Genomic DNA, 19,921 nt, shown 5'->3' with positions numbered 1-19,921 from the left:
GGATACAAAAAATGCGAATTTTCCTGTATGGTAAAGGTGTCCAAACCAAACCATTGGAGGAAAATTCGCATGTACGCTCAGTTTATCAAAGAACTCATCGATTTACCAGATGTTTTGATTCAAAAGGTGCGAAAAGAAGAAGAACGTTGGATTTTCGAACTTTCTCTTCCCGAACAATGCCCGTTATGTCCTGTTTGCTTGAAACGCACGATCAAAATGACAGGAAAAAAGAAGCAATGGATGCATGGGTATGCTCAACGGATCGGCATCTTTTGGGTGGAACTCCCTGTGGAGCGTAGACGTTGTTGTACATGTGGCATGACATTCAGCACGTCTTATCCCGGAATTTCCCCTCGAAGTGCAGCGACGGATGCGTTTCAGCAATGGGTGGCGCAATCTTGCATCGGAACATCCATTCAGGCGGTGACTCGTATGCTCAAGCTTCCGTACACGACCGTCGAACGCTGGTTTTATACCCATGCCCCTTCCTTCCTATCGAATGACATCCAACCAAAGGCAGTTTGTGTCGATGAGTTTGCGTTTCGAAAAGGACATGATTACGGAGTGGCAGTCATGGATGCCGAAACGGGAGAAGTGTATGCCGTTGAAGCAGGAAAGAACGAGGAAGCCATTGGACGTGTGTTGGCTCCTGTGTCTGGTTCTGTTCAGTATGTCGTGAGTGATTTGGCTCCAGCGATGAAAAAAGCCATTCAAGGGGTGTGTCCGGAAGCGAAGCATGTGGTCGATTATTTTCATGTGATTCAATTGTTTACGGAAGCGTTGGATCGATGCCGCCAATCCTTCGGAAAAGGGAACAAGAAACATGGGCATGTTCGGTATGTTTGCCGCTTATTGACCCAGTGCCCCGAGAAACTCACCGAGGAGGAGCGCCAAACGGTGCGGGAGTGGCAGAAAGAGAGCGATTCCTTGCAGGCTGTCTATCAATCCCTTCAACATTTTCGTTATGTATCCAAAAGCCAAAGCGAGCGACAAGCGAAACGTCGTTTGAACGCCTGGGTTCATCGGTATTTGTTTTGTCCTTGTTCTGCTGTTCGCGCCATCGCAAAATCACTCGTCAAACGAACAGACGAAATCATATCGTGCATTTTATCCCCTTATTCAAATGGGAAAATGGAGGGAACAAATAACAAGATCAAGCTGATGAAACGTCGGGGATACGGATACAGAAATATCCAGCGTTTTGCATTGCGGGTTCGGCTAGAAACAGCTAACATACTTTCATGACAGGTGCAAGTACAACTTTTGGTGATGAACCATTATATTCAGAATTTTTCGGTGAAATATCCTGATCTTCTACTTCGAAGATCGTTCCCTTTTTGAATTTCGAATCTTTAAAAGCGAACTTCATAAGAAGGAAATAAGCAATTCCAGCCACAACAAAGCCGATGATCCATGCCAAATCCACTTCGATAAACGCTGCGCCAGCACCAATAAACATAGCGAGGATTGCGGCTGGATTATACCCGGCAAATGGGCCGTCTTCTTTGTATAAATCTGAAACATTCACTTTTTGTCTTCTCAATATATAATATTCAACTAATAATATAGAAACAATCGGCCCTAAAAACGCAGAATAGATGAGAATGAATATTCCTAGACCTTTAGAGGATGAATCTTGTACGAGTACCCAAGGAAATGAGCATAACGCAAGCAATCCGGTTATGGCTACAGCCGGTTTATACTTTAGTTTTGTCAGCAACTGAATGACATAGGTGGGCGGAACAATATTGGCAACCATATTCACCCCAATAGACCCGAGAATAATAAACGTGGATACAAAGAATGTAATGTATGAGTTGTCTACCACAATCGCAAATGCTTTAACCGGATTGGCGACACCAGTTGCGGAAGCAAGCATGGCACCGATTGTGAGGGTCAAGCCGTATGCTGCAAAAATGGGCAAAAAGTATAAAAAGCCACGTTTTGTGTTGCTAATGCCGGGCTTCAATTCCCGCGAGTAGTCCGCGGCGCTTAAGAAGATTGCTGCATAGTTGCCCATAAACATCATGATAAAGGCAAAGAACGGCAATCCCCATGACCCTTCTGTATGCACCCATTTTTCGACAATCACATTGCTATATGATGTAAGAAGAACAACAAATACATAGATGAGGGCTAATCCAATGACAACTGATACGACGGTTTCCACCCATTTAATAGCGTGAAAGCCATACAGTGAAAGTACAATTTGCACGATTTGGAGTACCACAAAACAGATGGCTACGTTGTCAAAAGATCCGCCTGTGATAATCTTCATAATTTCGTTCAGGGCGGTACCGCCGATCCAGCTTTGGAAGCCGTACCAAACGATGGCCGGGATGCCTCGGCAAAGGGATGGAATGACAGAGCCTTTCAGGCCAAAGGACATTCTGAGCTGCACCACATAAGGGATTCCCGTTCTGTACCCGAGTCGGTCATTTAAGGCGAAAATGGTTGAAATAATCCCGATGGCAATAATTGCGGCGGCAAAAGTTTGGAAAATGTTAAGTGTAGCTGTCCCAGCTACTATCAAGCTAGCTCCAAGTGTCATATTGCCCAGGTTGACACCGTCGCCAATCCACATAAAAACGTAACTTAGCGGTCCGACTTTTCTATCTCTATCGGTCTTTGGCTGCAGTGATTCGTCTGCATGTTCCGCAAGTTGAATCACGGATTCCACATTTGTATTTACGGACATTGTATTGTCAACTCCCTCTAGAAATATTGATGTATCAAGGCTTGATGCCCTCTCAGGGGCGTCAAAAAATATTTTTTTGACAAAACACCTTTTTTTGAATGTTTGTGCATTTCTGCTGTCATTGTCTGTTTTTTGGCCAAGGTCGCCTAACATAAAGATAAGAAAGAGGCGAGCCTATAACGGCCAGCCAGTAGCGACAATCGGAAAACTCATTCTCCCTCATTCATCAGTGCCATGTGCTACACGTTCACTTGATTCAGTATGATTGAGGGATGTAGCCGCCTTGGATCTTCCAGTCATAGATTAAGGAACGAACTTGTTTCAAGTATTATGAATTGGTGAATGTTGCACGTTTTCAATCCATAGACGACACAACATGGCGTCAACGTACATTAAACATACAAACGGTGAGAAGAACGACTTTCTAGGTTCACGATTCACGATCTGCCCCCTTTTTTCATCACATTTGGTGTTACTTTATATAACATATTAAAACGCGGAGATGGCAATGTCATTAGTCAACCTATCCAATCTTTACTTAAAGGAAAAGTTAAGGTGCATAATGTAAATTTATCTGTTGTTATTAAACCAATATCGGTATTTGTCAAAAAATATAACAATGATAATTTAACACTATCCCCGAGAGAGCTCCCGCCTTCGAATAGAGTGCAGGCGGGAGAGATTCATTTACAGGTGAAGCAGGTGTTTGATCCGAAAAGCTAGGCGGAGGCGGAATGTCGTCTCAGGATCTTTCAAATCTTTCTGGATCAGTTCTTCGCATTTTTTCAGTCGATAAATGACTGTATTCCGGTGAACATATAGTTTTTTCGCAGTTTCTGAAATTTGTTCATGGTTTTCTAAAAACACGAATAACGTTTGTAACAACATATCCCGTTCATTTGTTGAAGAAAGAGCCAACTTTTGAAATGTTTCATAATAGAAGGTTTTTAAATAATCTGGAGGAATCATTTGCAATAGTTCGGAAATGTCTTTTCGGCGATAAATTTGGATGAACTGGTGATGGTTTGCTAATTGGCCGATTTGCAACGCTTCTAATGCTTCTTTAAACCCTTTTTGCACGTCTAAAAATTGTGTGCATAAGTTGCTAACACCAAACGAAATGGTTCGATTGTATGTGTTCTTAATTTTGTACTGCAATTCTTTCAAAAATGGAAAAACGGTTGTGTGGAACTCGTTCCACGATTGGGAGATCGGAAATAAGGAAACGCATGTCGTTCCTTTCACAAAATGATGAACAGATGGAAAACAAACCTTCGTTTCGTCTTCGATCCATTCAAAAATCATATCTATTTCCTTCTGTGATTGGATGAAACTCAACGATGCTAGGTTCTCATCGAGCTTGCCAACGACACAAACATATGGCTGTTCATTTTCAATTTGGAATTCTTTGGCTTTTATCACGATTTCTTCTTGCGAGTGGAAAGCCCCCTCTATGATGTTGTTAAAAAATTCATTGCGCACTCTTTTTCCGTACTGCTTCAATGCTTTTTCTTTCATGAACTCAAAAGCGATAACGTTGGTTGCTTGTTCAACCGTTAAAACAAGCGATGGTTTTGAAAAAGGAATTGTTCCTACGATGATTAAGCAACCGCTTTTCTCTTCGTGAGTATAAATTGGGAAAGCAGAAAAAGTTTTTTTATTGCCTAATAGCGAAAAACAAGAATAGGGTGTTTTTTGCAAAAACAGGCGATATCCGTTTTTATGCAGATCTGTTAAATCCACAAGAAGATGGAAATCAGGATGCGATGAACTGATGACGCGAAGGTATTTATCTAACAATAGAACAGGATGGCGAATAATAGACGATAAGTTTTTTAATAAAGAAGAAATGCCTTTTCCGCTCATAATATGCTCGGTAAACTTTTGATGGGTTTCAATCGCTTGCAACAGCTCGTTTGTTCGTTTATCAAGAATACGGCTTAATGTTTGCGTAACGACGTCGCCTAAGGCGATATGAATAGGCAGTTCGATAAGAGGGAATTCCATTTTATTCGCAAAAGCAAGCACCTCATGCGGAATTTCATGTAAAAAGCGTTTTGTTTTGATAGCAAGTCCTGCGCATTGTCGATTGACCATGCTTTGGACTAATTCGAGCAAATCGTTCGGTTTATCCTTTAAGTGGTAGGCGGTTGTGACAAGCAGCTCGTTTGGTTTTAAGTAATCAGCAATATCGGGGGCGTCCATCATGTTCACGCTATATACTTCGCGGTCTTTTCCTTTTTGTCCGGCTACTAATCGAGCTGACTGGAAGGCAGGGACTGAGCGGAATAAATCAGAAATTTTCATTAGCATTCACGCTCCTTTTTAGTCAAGTTGTATAAAAAAGTGTTGAATTTATAGCAATTTTACCAATGAATATCTTTCAATGGCAAGATAAAATAAAATCTATATTACAAGTCTCGCGATCTTTTATGACAATTCATGTTTTTAAGCAGAGGTGTACAGCAAATGACGATGCCTAATCTGCAAGTCGATCCTAGCCGAATTGTACAGAGAATTGAGGAGTTGGCCCGGTGCAGTGCAACAAAAGTAGGAGTGACACGCCTTTCATTTTCCGAAGAAAGCGAACGGGCTAATCAATTGGTCGCTCAATGGATGAAAGAGGCAGGAATGGATGTTAGAAAAGATGGAATGAACAATCTGATCGGCCGATACGAAGGGAAAGATCGCGATGCGCCGATTTTGCTTGTCGGATCGCATCTCGATTCAGTTGTTGAAGGCGGAAAATATGACGGCATTCTTGGGGTCGTAGCGGCGATTGAGGCTGTTCATACACTGCATTGGCATGGCATACGGCCCAACTGCTCTATTGAAGTCGTCGGTTTTTCGGATGAGGAAGGAGCAAGATTTCATACGACACTGCTTGGAAGCCGGGCGATGACAGGCCATCTTCGTCCGGAAGAACTGTTGGCCAAAGATGACCAGGGAACGACGCTAGCGGAAGCGATGGAACAGCTCGGGATGAATCCGCATCACTATCGCGCCGCTGTCCGGGATCCTCGCACCATTCGTGGCTATATTGAACTACACATTGAACAAGGGCCGGTGCTCGAGCAAATCGGCCAAGCGTGCGGAGCGGTGTCTGGCATCGCTGGACAGTCGAGGTATACGTTTCGGATCGAAGGAAAATCAGGACATGCGGGTACGGTTCCTATTCAATGGCGGAAAGATGCGCTTGCCGGAGCGGCGGAAGTCATACTGGCAGCCGAACAAATGGCGAGCCAATGTGATCAGCTGATGATGACAGTAGGGAAATTATCTGTGTTTCCGGGCGTAAGCAATGTCATTCCTGGAGCGGTGGAAGGGACGGTTGATATTCGTTCCATTGATGATGAATTGCGGAAGAGTGCGATCAATGAATTCGTAAGGAAATGTGAAAATATTGCCCAACAACGGGGACTCGTTTGCCGATTTACGGAAGTGATGGATTCTCCGGCTGTATTATGTTCGGGTCATCTCACAAATGTGATTACCGATGTCTTAAAAGAGCACGGAATGGCTCCGGTTAAGCTTGTCAGCGGGGCTGGGCATGATGCGATGGCGTTAGCTTCCATTACCGATGTGGGCATGATTTTTGTACGATGTAAAGATGGACTGAGCCATCATCCGGACGAGTTTGTGTCTGTGGAAGATATTGAAACAGGCACGAATGTTTTATTAGATGTCATTCGGAAACTAACAGCATAAAGGAGGCCGTATTATGCTATCTCACGAGAAACAAAACATAATCGATTGGATCGAGATGGAGAAAAAAGAAATTATTGAATTTCTCCGCGAGTTGGTCGCCATTCCTTCAGACAATCCACCTGGTGATTGCTATGCCATTGCCCAACATATCTATAAGCGGTTGCAGCAATTTTCCTTTTATGATGCCGAGCTGCTGGAGGTGGAGGCCGAGAAAGTAAGGGAACGAGGGATGATACGGGTAGCGAACGTCGTAGCAAAAACGACGTTTGGATCTGGCGATGGCCCAGAAATTGTCCTCAACGCCCACGGGGATGTCGTAGCCCCGGGGCTTGGCTGGACGTATGATCCGTATGGCGGGGAAATTGTCGACGGGAAAATATACGGGCGCGGAGCAGCGGTATCGAAATCGGATATTGCCGCCTATACGTTTGCAGTCATGGCACTTCGGCAAGTGGGTGAAAAGCTTTCGGGGACCGTCTCGCTTGCCTTTAACTTTGATGAAGAAACAGGCGGAGAAATTGGCCCGAAATGGATGATAGAAAACGGGTATATTCAGCCGTCTATGGCGATTTCAGCTGGATTTACGCATTCGATTGTCAACTCTCATAACGGTTGCCTTCATCTTGAAATTCGCACGAAAGGCAAGTCGGCCCACGCAGCGGCGCCATATACAGGGTATGATGCCGTTGAGGCGATGACGGGCGTATTGCAGGCCCTTTATGCTTATCGGGAAACGTTGCAACAGAAACGTTCGGGGTTCCGGGGATTGATTCCCCTACTTTAGTTGTCGGGTTGATTTCGGGGGGATTAACACGAACGTTGTGCCTGACCAATGCGCTATTCGCATTGATCGCCGCTTGATTCCTGAAGAAGACGGAGAGCAAGTGGAAATGGAGATTCGACAGTTAGTCAAACGGGCAGCCGAGCGCTATGAGGGGATTGAAGTAGAATGCGATCGAATTCTTTTGGCCAAAAGTTTTGAGCCGACACCGTCCGATTGCCCGCTCATTCAAACGCTTGTGGCAAATTGGAAGGAAATCATGACAGGAGAACCAGAAATTCATGGAATTCCGCTCTACACTGATGCACGGCACTTTGCGGAAGCGGGTGTTCCGGTTGTACTATTTGGCGCTGGTCCGCGCACGTTGCTTGAAGCGAACGGCCATCGGGCGGATGAACACGTTCGGATAGATGATTTGATTGCAGCAACCAAAATCGTGGCTCTTACGTTGTATGACTTGTTGCGGAAAGAGGAGTAAACGAGTCCGTCTTATCAGCGTGGAGCAGTTCGGAATAGTATTAAATAAGGGAAAAGGCCATCACGCGGAGGTTTCTTGCTCAAGAGTATCCGTCGTTTTTTGAAAAGCCGGTTGACTTCTTCATGCTATAGAAGTGGAGAGATAAACTTAGTCAGAAAACGGTGAGGAAAGGCAGGCGAAAAGGGGCTGGCCCAAAAGGGGAATTTTCCTCAAACAAAACACGACATATTGTTTCTTTTCTTAGTGACTGCTTTATGCCTATATACAGTAATAAGAAAGGGTGTTCCAATCCTTTTTGGGACACCCTCACTTTTTTTTGTACGCTTGGTATGGTGCGGCGTTACAAAAGAAAAGCCTTCAATGGAGGATGGTGAGTGCCTATCATTAGTTGAAAGTTTGTTTTGTATTCATTTTATGTTATAATCATGTAATAAAATATTACATAAGGAGTGACACCCATTGATTTTTGCGAGACGTGCGGCGCGAAAAACAAAGCGTGAATTGGATCAGCCTCGACATGAGGAAATGCAGGGAGGATCACAACAAATGGCAAGGCAAATTGTCGTGGCCGTCGATCAGCTCAAGGCGGCGATGGAACAGATGAAGATGGCGGCACTTTCGCTGAATGACATTTCCGATTCAAGCCGGAATAGTGCGGCAGAGCTGATGGACCATAGCGAGAAAACGGTGGAGTATACAGAAAAAGTGGCGAAAAAAATGCGGGCAATCGAGGAAGCGGCGAAAGAGATTGCTGCCTCTTCAAGCGACATTCATGCAAGCAGCCGGCAGTTTTCTGAACAATGGCTGCATTCATGGAATTCATTGGAGACGTTGCAAAAAGAAATTCGAACACTACGCTCCCATCATGAAACGTTATTGGAACAAATGGACCATCTCGTTCATCATTCGCGACGCATCAATGAAATTATATCAGCGATCGGCGAGATTTCGCAGAAAACGAAAATTTTGTCGCTCAATGCCAATATTGAGGCGGCTCGTGCGGGAGAACATGGGCGCGGGTTTGCGGTCGTCGCGCGGGAAATCGGCATGCTGGCGAGCCAAACGTCCGAAGCTGTCCAGCAAACACAGGATATTTTGTCCCTTATTCAACGCGAAATCGCAGCGACGACCGATATCGTTCGCGAAGAAACAAAGCAAATCGATGTCGAAGAGAAAGAAATGGAAGCGATTATGTCGTTCCTTCATTTGCTGCAGCGACAGCTGAATGATATGACGGACCTCGTCTCCTCTTCTGTCCGGTCAGCGTCTGGGCAGTCGGACAGCGTGAAAGAAATCGCCGGCCTGCTTGAAGAAATCGTGCAATTGAGCCGGGAAAATCAACGGTTTGTCGAGCGAGTGACGGCGGATATGAACGAACAGCATGAAAGCGTCGAACAGATTTTACGCATTAATGAAGCGCTGCAAAAGACAGCGGAGGAGCTGCAACAAACGGTCGGACGTGATTGGATGAGAGAAACGATTTCTGTCGATGATGCGGTGGTGAAAAACACGATTCAGAAACTATCCGCTTTGCTTCAGTCAGCTCCGTTGGAACAAATGGATGAGGCCATGCACCGACGAGTATTGGACCGATTTTTATCCGAGAACGGAGAAATTGAGGCCGTCTGGTCGAATCGTCTTGATGGGGCGTTTGTCTATTCGAACCCGCCAGCTGGATTGGTCAACGCCAAAGTCCGGTCGTGGTTTCAGGAAGCCAGCGGAGGAACAGTGTACGTTTCCGATCCGTATGTATCGGCATTGACGAAACATCTTTGCGTCACGGTGTCCGCTCCCATTACGGATCATAACGGTCAAATTGTCGGAGTCATCGGAGCGGATTTGGCGCTTTCGAAATGAAAGACGCCCTGAAAAGGCGCATGTGTGCCTTTTTGGGGCATGTTTTGTTTTTCGACCTGGCTGATTGGTCGGAAGATGATTGATAATAAATATAACAAAAATATGTAATAAAATATGACAAATATGTTGAGTCCGTGAAACGTGGGCCTTATACTGCTAATCAAGAACAAATCCTCAACCTGGAGAACATGCATCGCTTTTGAGGAACAAGGGAGGGATGCGCTCTTTTAGATGAACGAGGGGCAGGAATTCATCGATGTTTCAAATGAATAGGGGAAGGGTGTGCGAATGAAACCAGCATTCATGTGGAAATTATGGCTGCTTTTATGCGTCAGTGTTTTTGCTCTTGGGGGATGTGCGGCGTCATCAGCAGTGGATCAAGCCAAAAACGAGAATCAAAATGATTCATCTTCGGCTGGAAAAGAAGGGGATGTGGTCAAAGTAGGAATCCTGCACTCGTTAAGCGGAACGATGGCCATCAGTGAAGTGTCGCTGCGCGATGCCGAGTTAATGGCGATCGAGGAAATCAATGCATCGGGCGGGCTGCTCGGCAAGAAGATTGAACCGGTTGTGGAAGATGGGGCGTCGGACTGGCCGACGTTTGCCGAAAAGGCGAAAAAATTGCTGCAAAAAGATCAAGTGGCCGCCATTTTTGGCGGTTGGACATCGGCGAGCCGCAAAGCGATGCTTCCGGTTGTGGAGCAAAACAACGGGCTGCTTTGGTATCCGGTGCAATATGAAGGGATGGAGTCGTCGCCGAACATCTTTTACACTGGGGCGACGACGAATCAACAAATCGTTCCGGCGGTCAGCTGGCTCTTGAAAAACCGCGGCAAAACGTTTTTCTTGCTTGGATCGGATTACGTCTTTCCGCGGACAGCGAACAAAATCATCAAGGCCCAGTTGAAGGCCGAAGGTGGGCAAGTGGTCGGGGAAGAATATACGCCGCTCGGCCATACCGATTATAGCACCATTATCAGCAAAATCAAACAAGTGAAACCGGCTGTCGTCTTCAATACGCTCAACGGCGATAGCAATGTTGCCTTTTTCAAACAGTTGAAAGACGCTGGCATCACACCGAAAGACGTGACGGTGATGTCCGTCAGCATTGCAGAAGAAGAAATCCGCGGGATCGGGCCGGATGTGTTGGCCGGTCATTTGGCTGTGTGGAACTATTTCCAGACGACTGATACACCGGAGAATAAGGCATTTGTACAAAAGTATAAAGAAAAGTATGGACAAGACCGCGTGACTGATGACCCGATTGAAGCGGCGTATACGGCCGTTCATTTATGGGCCGAAGCGGTGAAAAAAGCCGGTTCCTTTGATGTTGATCAAGTGAAAAAAGCGGCGGCCGGCCTTGAATACAAGGCGCCGGAAGGAACGGTGAAAATTGACGGGGAAACGCAGCATCTATGGAAAACGGTGCGCATTGGCGAAATCCAAGCGGACGGACAATTCAAAGAGTTATGGAATTCCGGCCAGCCGGTGAAGCCAGATCCGTATTTAAAAAGCTACCCATGGGCGAAAGGATTAAGTGAATAGTTCACTTGGAAGGAAGGGATTTCCTTCCTTCTCGCCCAGCGGACATGAGAGGGGGATGGCGATGTTCATTGACCAATTATTCAACGGGCTGAGCGTCGGTTCGATTTTGCTTTTGATCGCCATTGGGTTGGCGATCACGTTCGGGCTGATGGGTGTCATCAATATGGCGCACGGTGAACTGATGATGGTCGGCGCGTATACGACCTATGTCATCCAGCAATGGTTCACTAGCCATATGCCGCACTCGGCAGGGCTGTATTTTGTCGCCGCCATTCCATTGTCATTTTTGGCCGCCGCTCTGATTGGATGGGGGTTGGAAAAAAGCTTGATCCGCCATTTGTACCACCGCCCGCTGGACAGTTTGTTGGCGACATGGGGGATCAGTTTGATTTTGCAACAGACGGCCCGTCTCATCTTTGGGGCGCCCAACGTGGCGGTTGTGCCGCCAAGCTGGCTGGATGGTGGAATCCGCTTGTTTGGGGCGGTGTTTCCGTATAAACGGTTGTTTATTCTCTGTCTTGTATTGGCGATCGTGTTCTTTCTTTATATGTATTTAACGAGAACAAGAGCTGGCCGACGCATTCAGGCTGTCACCATGAACCGGCCGATGGCGGCCTGTCTCGGCATTGCCACGCAGAAAGTTGATGTATACTCGTTTGCGATCGGTTCAGGATTGGCGGGGGTGGCGGGATGTGCGTTGACCTTGCTTGGGCCGATCGGGCCGACGATCGGCACATACTATATTGTCGATGCGTTTATGGTCGTCATTTTAGGGGGAGTGGGAAAACTGGCTGGGACGCTGCTGGGGGCATTTGGCATTGGTTTGATTTCGACGTTCGTCGAATATTCCACAAGCGCCACCATCGCCAAAGTCATTGTGTTCGTTCTCATTATTGCGTTCTTGCAATGGAAACCGTCCGGTCTTCTTAGCGTGAGAACGCGGTCGCTCGATTGAGGGGGGGAGCATGGTGAACAAACGTTGGGGATACTGGCTGTTTTTCGTTGCTTTGTTTTTGGCGCCATTTTATTTAACGGAGTTTCGCTTGTCTTTGCTCGGCAAATTTCTTTGCTTTGCCATCGTGGCGGTCGGCATTTCTCTCATTTGGGGCTATACCGGCATTTTGAGCCTCGGCCATGGGGTGTATTTCGGGTTAGGCGCTTATTGCATGGCGATGTATTTGAAGCTCGAAGCTTCGCGAGGGCATTTGCCTGATTTTATGGAGTGGAGCGGCGTGCGCGAACTGCCGTGGTTTTGGAAGCCGTTTGCGCATCCTATGGTGGCCATCGCCGCCGCGATCGCTCTTCCTACGTTGCTCGCTGCGCTATTAAGCTATTTAACGTTTAAAAATCGGATTCAAGGTGTCTATTTTTCTCTCCTTTCCCAGGCGGTTGTTGTCGTGTTTGTTACGTTGTTTATCGGCAAGCAAGAATGGACGGGTGGAACGAACGGCTTGACCAATTTTTCGACCGTGTTCGGCTTTTCGTTATCATCGCCGCTTACGCAAATTGTGTTGTATTGGCTGACAGCAGCTGTTCTTGCCCTCATTTTCGTTATGACGCGCCGTCTAACGACTGGTCGGCTAGGAAAAGTGCTCATTGCCATTCGCGACGCTGAAAACCGGGTTCGTTTTTTAGGGTTTAATCCGACCGTCTATAAAGTGTTTGTGTATAGTTTGTCAGCCGCCTTTGCCGGGGTGGCAGGCGCATTGTTTGTCCTGCAAGTCGGGCTCATTTCTCCGGAAATGATGGGGATTATTCCTTCAATCGAAATGGTGCTGTGGGCCGCTGTCGGCGGACGCCACTCGCTCATGGGCGCGATTATGGGCGCGGTTGTCATGAACACGGCGAAAAGCTTTTTAAGCGAAAATTATCCAGATCTATGGCTGCTTTTGTTAGGCGCCTTGTTTGTCGTTGTTGTGCTGTTTGTTCCGAAGGGATTGGCGGGCATTTATGAATCGCTCGCTGCCGTTCGCATCAAAGCAAAAAGGGGGCATGAATGTGAAGCCCGTGTTGATGTGTCGTGACGTCGTCGTTGACTTCGATGGATTTCGTGCTTTGCAAGGTGTTGATCTCGCGGTTTACCCTCATGAAGTGCGATTTTTGATCGGCCCGAACGGAGCGGGAAAAACGACGCTGCTCGATGTCGTTTGCGGGCGGACGAGAGCGACGGACGGGCGGGTGCTGTTTTTCTCCCATGACATCACGCAACGGCCGGAATATGAGATCGTGCAAATAGGGATCGCCCGGAAGTTTCAAAGCCCTTCCATTTTTCCGTTTTTGACGGTGTGGGAAAATATGGAGTTAGCCATGCGACAAGATCGGCGTCTGCGTTCCGTTTTGCGGGCGAAGCTGACTGGAGAAGAGAAAGAAATGATGGCAGCACAGCTAGAGAAAATTGGATTGCTCGATGAACGTCATCGCTTAGCGGGCTCACTGTCTCATGGCCAAAAGCAGTGGTTGGAAATTGGCATGCAGCTCATTCAGCGCCCGCAACTTCTCTTATTGGATGAGCCGATTGCCGGCATGAGCGCGGCGGAACGGGAGCGCACGGGGGAATGGTTGCACGAAATCGCCAAACATTGTGCGGTGATCATTGTGGAGCATGATATGGACTTTGTCCGCCGTTATTCGAAGCAAGTGACGGTCATGCATGAAGGAAAAGTATTGTGCGAAGGATCGATGGATGAAGTGCAGCAAAACGAACAAGTCATCGATGTGTATCTTGGAAGGAGCATTCCCGTTAGGAGCTTTTCCGGGGACTTGATCAAAAAAAGCCCTCTTGGTATGATGCAGGGGTGTCAAACACATCACTCACCATACCAAGGAGGACTTCAGATGAATTGTACACAAAACTATAAAATTGATCAAGTCACCGAACAAACGCTTGTGGTGGGCATCGATATCGCGAAACGAACCCACTACGCCTGCTTCGTGGATGACCGGGGGCGTGTGCTTCGCAAATCGTTCCCGATCTTCCAGTCGAAAGAGGGCTTTCGCCAGCTGTATGAAGCGATTCAGGAGGCGATGCAAGCGTTCGGGAAGTCAGAGGTGATCGTCGCGGTGGAGCCGACCGGGCACTACTGGTTGAACCTCGCCTACTTCCTTGAGGAGCACGAGATCCCGTTGGTCATGGTCAATCCGGCGCATGTGTGCCGGTCGAAAGAACTCGATGACAACCTGCCGACGAAACATGACGCCAAAGACGCCCTAGTCATCGCCAGACTGGCGAAAGACGGACGATTCCTCGTCCCCGGCTGCTGCACGAGATCGAAGCCGATTTGCGCGTCGGGAGCACGCTCAAAGAGAAGCTCCGCAAGGAACAGACGGCGGTGAAAAACGCGATCGTCCGCTGGACCGACCGATATTTTCCAGAGTTTTGGACGGTGTTTCGCGACCTGGGGAAAACGGCGCTTTCGGTGCTGGAGTGGACGCCGCTTCCAGCCGATATGGCCGGCCGGACGGTGGAGGAGCTTCTTGAGGTGTACCGGCAAAGCGAAGGGCTGAAATGCCCGCAGAAGGCCAAAATTCAGGCGTTGATCAACGCCGCGAAGGACTCGATTGGGGTGACGGAAGGGACGACGATGGCCCGGTTTGAGATCGCCGCGCTCGTCCGCCGATACCGCCAATTGGAGGCTGAGATCGCCGCGTTGGACGCCGAGTTGAAGGCGTTGGTTCAAACGACGATGGAGTATCAATGGCTGAAAACGGTCGACGGGTTGGGAGACGCCACGATCATCGATCTGCTGGCGGAGATCGGCAGCTTCGCCCACTATCGGGACCCGCGTCAATTGGTGAAGTTGGCGGGCCTGACGCTCAAGGAGAACTCCTCCGGCCAGCGCAAAGGGCAAAAGCACATCTCCAAACGGGGACGGAAACGGCTGCGATCGGTGCTGTTTCGGGCGATGATTCCGCTGATTCGGCACAACGAGGCGTTTCGCGAGCTGCATGAGTATTATACGACCCGCCCCGTCAATCCGCTGACCGGAAAGCAGTCCATCGTCGCCTTGTGCCGGAAGCTGTTGAATGTGCTGTTTGCGATTTGTACGAAGAAACAAGCCTTTGACGCGGAGCGAATGAAACAGGACGTCTTGTCCCAGGTGCAACGGGCGGCCTAAGGCCTCCCCCTGCGAACGGAAGAATCGTTGGACAACAGGATGACACCGGAGAAGCTGGCGTGATTGTATCCATTCGACCTTGAGTCCCCAAAGGAGCTTGGCCGGCCTCCGCCTGATGACGAGACCGAACGAGGGAATGTTGGCGCAAAGACGCCCGGAGACATGGGAGGGTTCGTCCTCATCAGCGACGCGGAGATCCAAAGGGTGCATCGAATACGCTTCCTCCCACGGCAGGAAAATATGTCCAGCCGTGGCCGCGAAGCGCACCCTAGGTCTGTAAGATATCCACAAAACTGAAAAAGAATGTAAGGGATTTTGTCGAAAAATATTTTTTGGACACCCCTGAGGGGCCGAAAAGCCTTGATAAATCAACATTTCTAGAGGGAGGAAAAACGCGTGTTATGCCTCCGGAATGTAACCGCTGGCTATGACGAAAGCGTTGTGCTCGATCAAGTTCGCATGGACATTCCTCTCAGCCGGGTGACGGCGGTGTTGGGCAGAAACGGAGTCGGCAAAACGACGTTGATGAAAACGATCATCGGGTTGATTCGCCCGATGTCAGGCGTCATCGAATGGGAAGGAGAAGATATCACGCGATGGCCGCCGGAGCGTCGGGCGCGGGCAGGGATCGGCTATGTGCCGCAAGGGAGGGAAATTTTCTCCGCGCTGACAGTGGAAGAAAATATCCTTCTCGGGTTGGAAGCGCAGGCCGAGAACGTTCGTCCTCAGCCGATCCTTGAGGAAATGTATGCATTATTTCCAGTCTTAAAAGAGATGCGCCAGCGAAAGGGAGGGGATTTAAGCGGCGGACAGCAACAACAGCTGGCCATCGCCCGCGCGTTGGCCGGCCGGCCGAAACTGCTCTTGCTTGATGAACCGATGGAAGGCATTCAGCCGTCGATCGTTGCGTTGATTCATGATGTGATTATGAAAATCGCCGAAGAAAAACAGGTTGGCATCATATTGGTCGAACATAACGTGGAGCTGGCGTTTTCTTGTGCCGATCGTTTCTATATTTTGGATCGCGGCGCTGTCGTGGCGAAAGGGGATGTCGATGGGGCTGATTTGAATTATATTCAATCATTTCTTGCTGTTTAAGCAGCAGACAGCGGTGTTAGCGAATGAGAGATTTTTTGAACCTGCGAGTATAGGCGGGAGCATTCAAGAGGGGGAAGAGATGAGTGAAACTGACTCCGCGTGAACAGGAAAAGCTGCTGATCGTCGTTGCCGCTGATTTGGCGCGCCGCCGGAAAGAGCGGGGCTTGAAGCTAAATTATCCGGAAGCGGTGGCGCTCATTACGTATGAGCTGTTGGAAGGAGCCCGCGACGGGCGGACGGTGGCGGAGTTGATGCAATACGGCGCAACGATTTTGACGCGCGATGATGTGATGGAAGGCGTCGCTGACATGATCGACGAGATTCAAGTCGAGGCGACGTTTCCGGACGGCACGAAACTCGTCACGGTCCACCAGCCGATCCGGTCGTAATAGCGCCGGCCGATTCCGATAAAGGTGGATTAAAGGAGTGGTCCTATGATTCCAGGAGAATACCGATTGCGCGACGAACCGATTGTGTGCAACCGGCAAAAGCCGGTTACGAAGCTGACGGTCATAAACCGCGGCGACCGCCCGGTGCAGGTCGGTTCCCATTTTCACTTTTTTGAAGTCAATTCGTTTCTCGAATTTGACCGACAGGCCGCATACGGAAAACATTTGAACATCCCAGCCGGGACAGCGGTCCGTTTTGAACCCGGGGATGCGAAGCAAGTGGAGCTCGTCCCGTTCTCCGGCAAGCGCCGGGTGTACGGACTAAACAATATGGTCAACGGTCCGCTTGATGACAACGGGAAGGAGGGAGCAAGAGAATGAGTTTTTCCATGTCAAGACGGCAATACGCGGATATGTTTGGACCGACGACCGGGGACTGCATCCGGTTGGCGGATACAGACTTATGGATTGAAATTGAGCATGACTATACGGTTTACGGCGATGAAGTGAAATTCGGCGGCGGGAAGGTGATTCGCGACGGGATGGGGCAGCATCCGCTCGCTGTCCGCGACGAAGCGGTCGATTTAGTGTTGACGAACGCTGTCATCGTTGATTACACCGGCATTTACAAAGCCGATATCGGGGTCAAAGATGGAAACATCGCCGCCATCGGCAAGGCGGGGAATCCGCTGTTAATGGACGGCGTCAATATTGTCATCGGCGCCTCAACGGAAGTGATCGCGGCCGAAGGGAAAATCGTGACCGCTGGAGGAGTGGATGCCCATATCCATTTCATTTGCCCGCAGCAAATCGAAACCGCCCTGTCATCCGGCATTACGACGATGATTGGCGGCGGGACCGGACCGGCGACCGGAACGAATGCCACGACGTGCACGCCGGGAGAGTGGAATATTTACCGGATGCTTGAAGCCGCCGAAGCGTTCCCAATGAATCTTGGGTTTTTAGGAAAAGGCAACGCGTCGGCGAAAGAGCCGATCGCGGAGCAAGTGCGCGCGGGCGCGGTGGGACTTAAGCTTCATGAAGACTGGGGAACGACGGCGGCAGCGATTGATGCGTGCTTGCAAGTGGCGGATGAGTACGATGTGCAAGTCGCCATTCATACCGATACGTTGAATGAAGGCGGGTTTGTCGAGCATACACTGAAGGCCATTAACGGACGTGTCATCCATACATACCATACGGAAGGAGCCGGAGGGGGGCATGCGCCCGATATTATGAAAGTCGCCAGCTTCCCGAACATTTTGCCTTCTTCCACGAACCCGACGCGGCCGTATACGAAAAACACGCTCGATGAGCATTTAGATATGTTAATGGTGTGTCATCATTTAGATCCGTCCGTTCCAGAAGACATTGCCTTTGCTGATTCACGCATCCGCAAAGAAACGATCGCGGCAGAAGACATTTTGCACGACATCGGCGCCTTCAGCATGATCAGTTCCGACTCGCAAGCGATGGGGCGCGTCGGTGAAGTCATTTTGCGCACGTGGCAAACGGCCGACAAAATGAAAAAACAGTTTGGCCGCTTGCCGGAGGAAACGGGGCGAGGCGATAATGTCCGCGTCAAACGGTACGTAGCCAAATATACGATCAACCCGGCTATCACTCATGGCATCGCGGAGTATGTCGGGTCAGTCGAAGTCGGAAAATTCGCGGATTTGGTCGTTTGGCATCCCGCTTTTTTCGGGGTCAAGCCTGAGCTCGTCATCAAAGGCGGGATGATCGCCTACAGCGTGATGGGCGACCCGAACGCCAGCATTCCGACGCCGCAGCCCGCTCTGTACCGCCCGATGTTCGCCAGCTATGGCGCCGCCGTCGCGAAAACGTCCATTACGTTTTTGTCCAAAGCGGCGTTCGAACGCGGCGTCTCTGACAAACTGCGATTGCACAAAATCGTCAAACCGGTTGGAAACATTCGTTCGTTAACGAAACACGATATGGTGTTCAACAACGCCATGCCTCAAATCGATGTCGATCCGCAAACGTATGAAGTGAAGGTCGATGGGCGGCTCATCACGTGCGAACCGGCTGAAGTGGTGGCCATGGCGCAACGATATTTTCTATTTTGAGGTGATGATGATGATTGTAGAAACGGTTATCGGCAACATTCGAACTCTTTCTTCTCTCCCCCCGCACATCGAACGGGTGTATATGCCAAGCGACGATTTAGTGAAACGAATTCAGCGGGTGGTGACCGACCACGGGAGGGAGATTGGCATTCGCTTGAAAGAAGCGAAAGAATTGGTAGACGGAGATGTGTTATGGATGGATGAGCATAATGCCATTGTCGTATCCGTTCTTCCCGATGATTTGCTTGTCATCCAGCCGGTTTCCATGAAACAAATGGGGGAGATTGCTCATCAGCTCGGCAACCGCCACTTGCCCGCCCAATTTGAGGAAGGAGAAATGCTCGTCCAATACGACTATTTAGTCGAAGAGCTGCTCCAGCAACTCGGCATCCCGTACAAGAGGGAAAAACGGAAAGTAAAACAAGCGTTCCGCCATATCGGGCATCGCCATGACTGACCAACAGCTGCTGTGGCTGCTGCAGCTCTCCGATTCCAATTTTCCATCAGGAGCGTTTTCCCATTCCTTTGGGTTTGAAACATACATGTACAATGAACAAATTTGCGATGCCAAAACGTTTGGCGATGTGCTTGTCGCTTATATTCAGACCCAGCTGACGTATACGGATGGATTGGCGTGCCGGATCGCCTATGAGCAGTTGGAAGTCGACCGTATGGAAGGACTGCAGCGGCTGAACGACACGCTGTTTGCTCTCTGCTTGGCGAAGGAAACGCGAGAAGGAACGAGAATGATTGGGGGGCGCTTATGGAAACTGTGCCGCGACATTTACGGAGTCGATGAATTGGATGAGATCGTGCAAACGACGCGGTCCATTCATCCGGCCATTGTGTTTGCGGCGGTTGGCCGCAAAATCGGAGCAGCCAAACAAACGACGGTGCTGACGTATTTGTTTGCTTCCGTACAAACGATGGTGCAAAACGCGGTTCGCGGCATTCCCCTCGGCCAGACGGACGGGCAAAAGCTGCTCGTCATGGCGCAGCCGTATTTGATTCATGCCGCAAGCATCATCGAGGCGCTCGACGAAGAGGAGCTCGGGGCGGCAGCCGTCGGCTTGGAAATCGCGCAAATGCAGCATGAACGTCTTCCTGTTCGATTGTTTATGTCGTAAATCTTGTTTGACGTGGAACGAAAGAAGGACAGAGAAGG

Annotated in this window: 16 protein-coding genes and 2 pseudogenes; 16 read left to right on the top strand and 2 right to left on the bottom strand. The window is 49.1% G+C overall.

The features are described 5' to 3' along the window. Positions 1-69 precede the first annotated feature (69 nt). A complete protein-coding gene (locus tag A0V43_RS07255) occupies positions 70-1,245 on the top strand; it encodes an ISL3 family transposase (protein ID WP_063192752.1) in 1,176 nt (391 codons plus the stop codon). Here A0V43_RS07255 and A0V43_RS07250 read toward each other — a convergent pair. Further along, positions 1,229-2,698: an NCS1 family transporter gene (locus tag A0V43_RS07250; protein WP_063192751.1), complete on the bottom strand. Its 1,470-nt coding sequence runs from the start codon at positions 2,696-2,698 to the stop codon at positions 1,229-1,231. The two genes, A0V43_RS07255 and A0V43_RS07250, sit on opposite strands and share 17 nt — an antisense overlap. A gap of 687 nt (positions 2,699-3,385) precedes the next feature. Next, a complete protein-coding gene (locus A0V43_RS07245; RefSeq protein WP_063192750.1) occupies positions 3,386-5,005 on the bottom strand; it encodes a PucR family transcriptional regulator in 1,620 nt (539 codons plus the stop codon). Positions 5,006-5,167: 162 nt separating this feature from the next. Between A0V43_RS07245 and A0V43_RS07240 the strand changes: the two genes are divergently transcribed. From A0V43_RS07240 to A0V43_RS07175, 15 genes and pseudogenes are all read left to right on the top strand, one after another. Further along, the gene (locus tag A0V43_RS07240; protein ID WP_063192749.1) at positions 5,168-6,406 is read left to right on the top strand and encodes an allantoate amidohydrolase; all 1,239 of its coding nucleotides are present in this window, start codon (positions 5,168-5,170) and stop codon (positions 6,404-6,406) included. A 13-nt stretch (positions 6,407-6,419) separates the two neighbouring features. Next, positions 6,420-7,190 (top strand): M20/M25/M40 family metallo-hydrolase, encoded by a 771-nt coding sequence (locus tag A0V43_RS20395; RefSeq protein WP_250637094.1) that lies wholly within the window; start codon positions 6,420-6,422, stop codon positions 7,188-7,190. 37 nt (positions 7,191-7,227) lie between these two features. After that, on the top strand, positions 7,228-7,665 hold the full coding sequence (locus A0V43_RS20390; RefSeq protein ID WP_250637093.1) for a M20/M25/M40 family metallo-hydrolase: 438 nt from the start codon (positions 7,228-7,230) through the stop codon (positions 7,663-7,665). Between the two features lie 546 nt (positions 7,666-8,211). Beyond that, a complete protein-coding gene (locus A0V43_RS07230) occupies positions 8,212-9,522 on the top strand; it encodes a methyl-accepting chemotaxis protein (protein WP_236930984.1) in 1,311 nt (436 codons plus the stop codon). A 288-nt stretch (positions 9,523-9,810) separates the two neighbouring features. Beyond that, positions 9,811-11,067 (top strand): urea ABC transporter substrate-binding protein, encoded by a 1,257-nt coding sequence (gene urtA / locus A0V43_RS07225; RefSeq protein ID WP_033005789.1) that lies wholly within the window; start codon positions 9,811-9,813, stop codon positions 11,065-11,067. Positions 11,068-11,122: 55 nt separating this feature from the next. After that, positions 11,123-12,022, top strand: a complete 900-nt coding sequence (gene urtB / locus A0V43_RS07220; protein WP_063192747.1) for an urea ABC transporter permease subunit UrtB — start codon at positions 11,123-11,125, stop codon at positions 12,020-12,022. A 10-nt stretch (positions 12,023-12,032) separates the two neighbouring features. After that, the gene (gene urtC, locus A0V43_RS07215; RefSeq protein WP_063192746.1) at positions 12,033-13,091 is read left to right on the top strand and encodes an urea ABC transporter permease subunit UrtC; all 1,059 of its coding nucleotides are present in this window, start codon (positions 12,033-12,035) and stop codon (positions 13,089-13,091) included. Further along, a pseudogene (urtD, locus tag A0V43_RS07210) lies at positions 13,066-13,797 on the top strand (urea ABC transporter ATP-binding protein UrtD); the annotation flags it as partial. The gene urtC and the pseudogene urtD, both read left to right, overlap by 26 nt. A gap of 105 nt (positions 13,798-13,902) precedes the next feature. Then, positions 13,903-15,182, top strand: a pseudogene (locus A0V43_RS07205) (IS110 family transposase). Between the two features lie 396 nt (positions 15,183-15,578). Continuing rightward, positions 15,579-16,280, top strand: a complete 702-nt coding sequence (gene urtE, locus A0V43_RS07200) for an urea ABC transporter ATP-binding subunit UrtE (protein ID WP_063192745.1) — start codon at positions 15,579-15,581, stop codon at positions 16,278-16,280. Between the two features lie 83 nt (positions 16,281-16,363). Continuing rightward, positions 16,364-16,669, top strand: coding sequence for an urease subunit gamma (locus tag A0V43_RS07195; RefSeq protein WP_011231418.1), 306 nt, complete (start codon positions 16,364-16,366; stop codon positions 16,667-16,669). A 45-nt stretch (positions 16,670-16,714) separates the two neighbouring features. Further along, positions 16,715-17,050 (top strand): urease subunit beta, encoded by a 336-nt coding sequence (locus A0V43_RS07190; protein ID WP_015375019.1) that lies wholly within the window; start codon positions 16,715-16,717, stop codon positions 17,048-17,050. After that, positions 17,047-18,756, top strand: coding sequence for an urease subunit alpha (gene ureC / locus A0V43_RS07185; protein WP_063192744.1), 1,710 nt, complete (start codon positions 17,047-17,049; stop codon positions 18,754-18,756). Before A0V43_RS07190 ends, ureC begins: the two co-directional genes overlap by 4 nt. A 10-nt stretch (positions 18,757-18,766) precedes the next feature. After that, the gene (ureE, locus tag A0V43_RS07180) at positions 18,767-19,213 is read left to right on the top strand and encodes an urease accessory protein UreE (protein ID WP_050367339.1); all 447 of its coding nucleotides are present in this window, start codon (positions 18,767-18,769) and stop codon (positions 19,211-19,213) included. Further along, positions 19,206-19,883, top strand: coding sequence for an urease accessory protein UreF (locus A0V43_RS07175; RefSeq protein WP_063192743.1), 678 nt, complete (start codon positions 19,206-19,208; stop codon positions 19,881-19,883). The genes ureE and A0V43_RS07175 overlap by 8 nt, the downstream gene beginning before the upstream one ends. Positions 19,884-19,921 lie beyond the last annotated feature (38 nt).

It is taken from the genome of Geobacillus sp. JS12, assembly GCF_001592395.1.
Lineage (GTDB): Bacteria > Bacillota > Bacilli > Bacillales > Anoxybacillaceae > Geobacillus > Geobacillus zalihae.
This window is presented reverse-complemented; position numbering and strand designations above follow the sequence as displayed.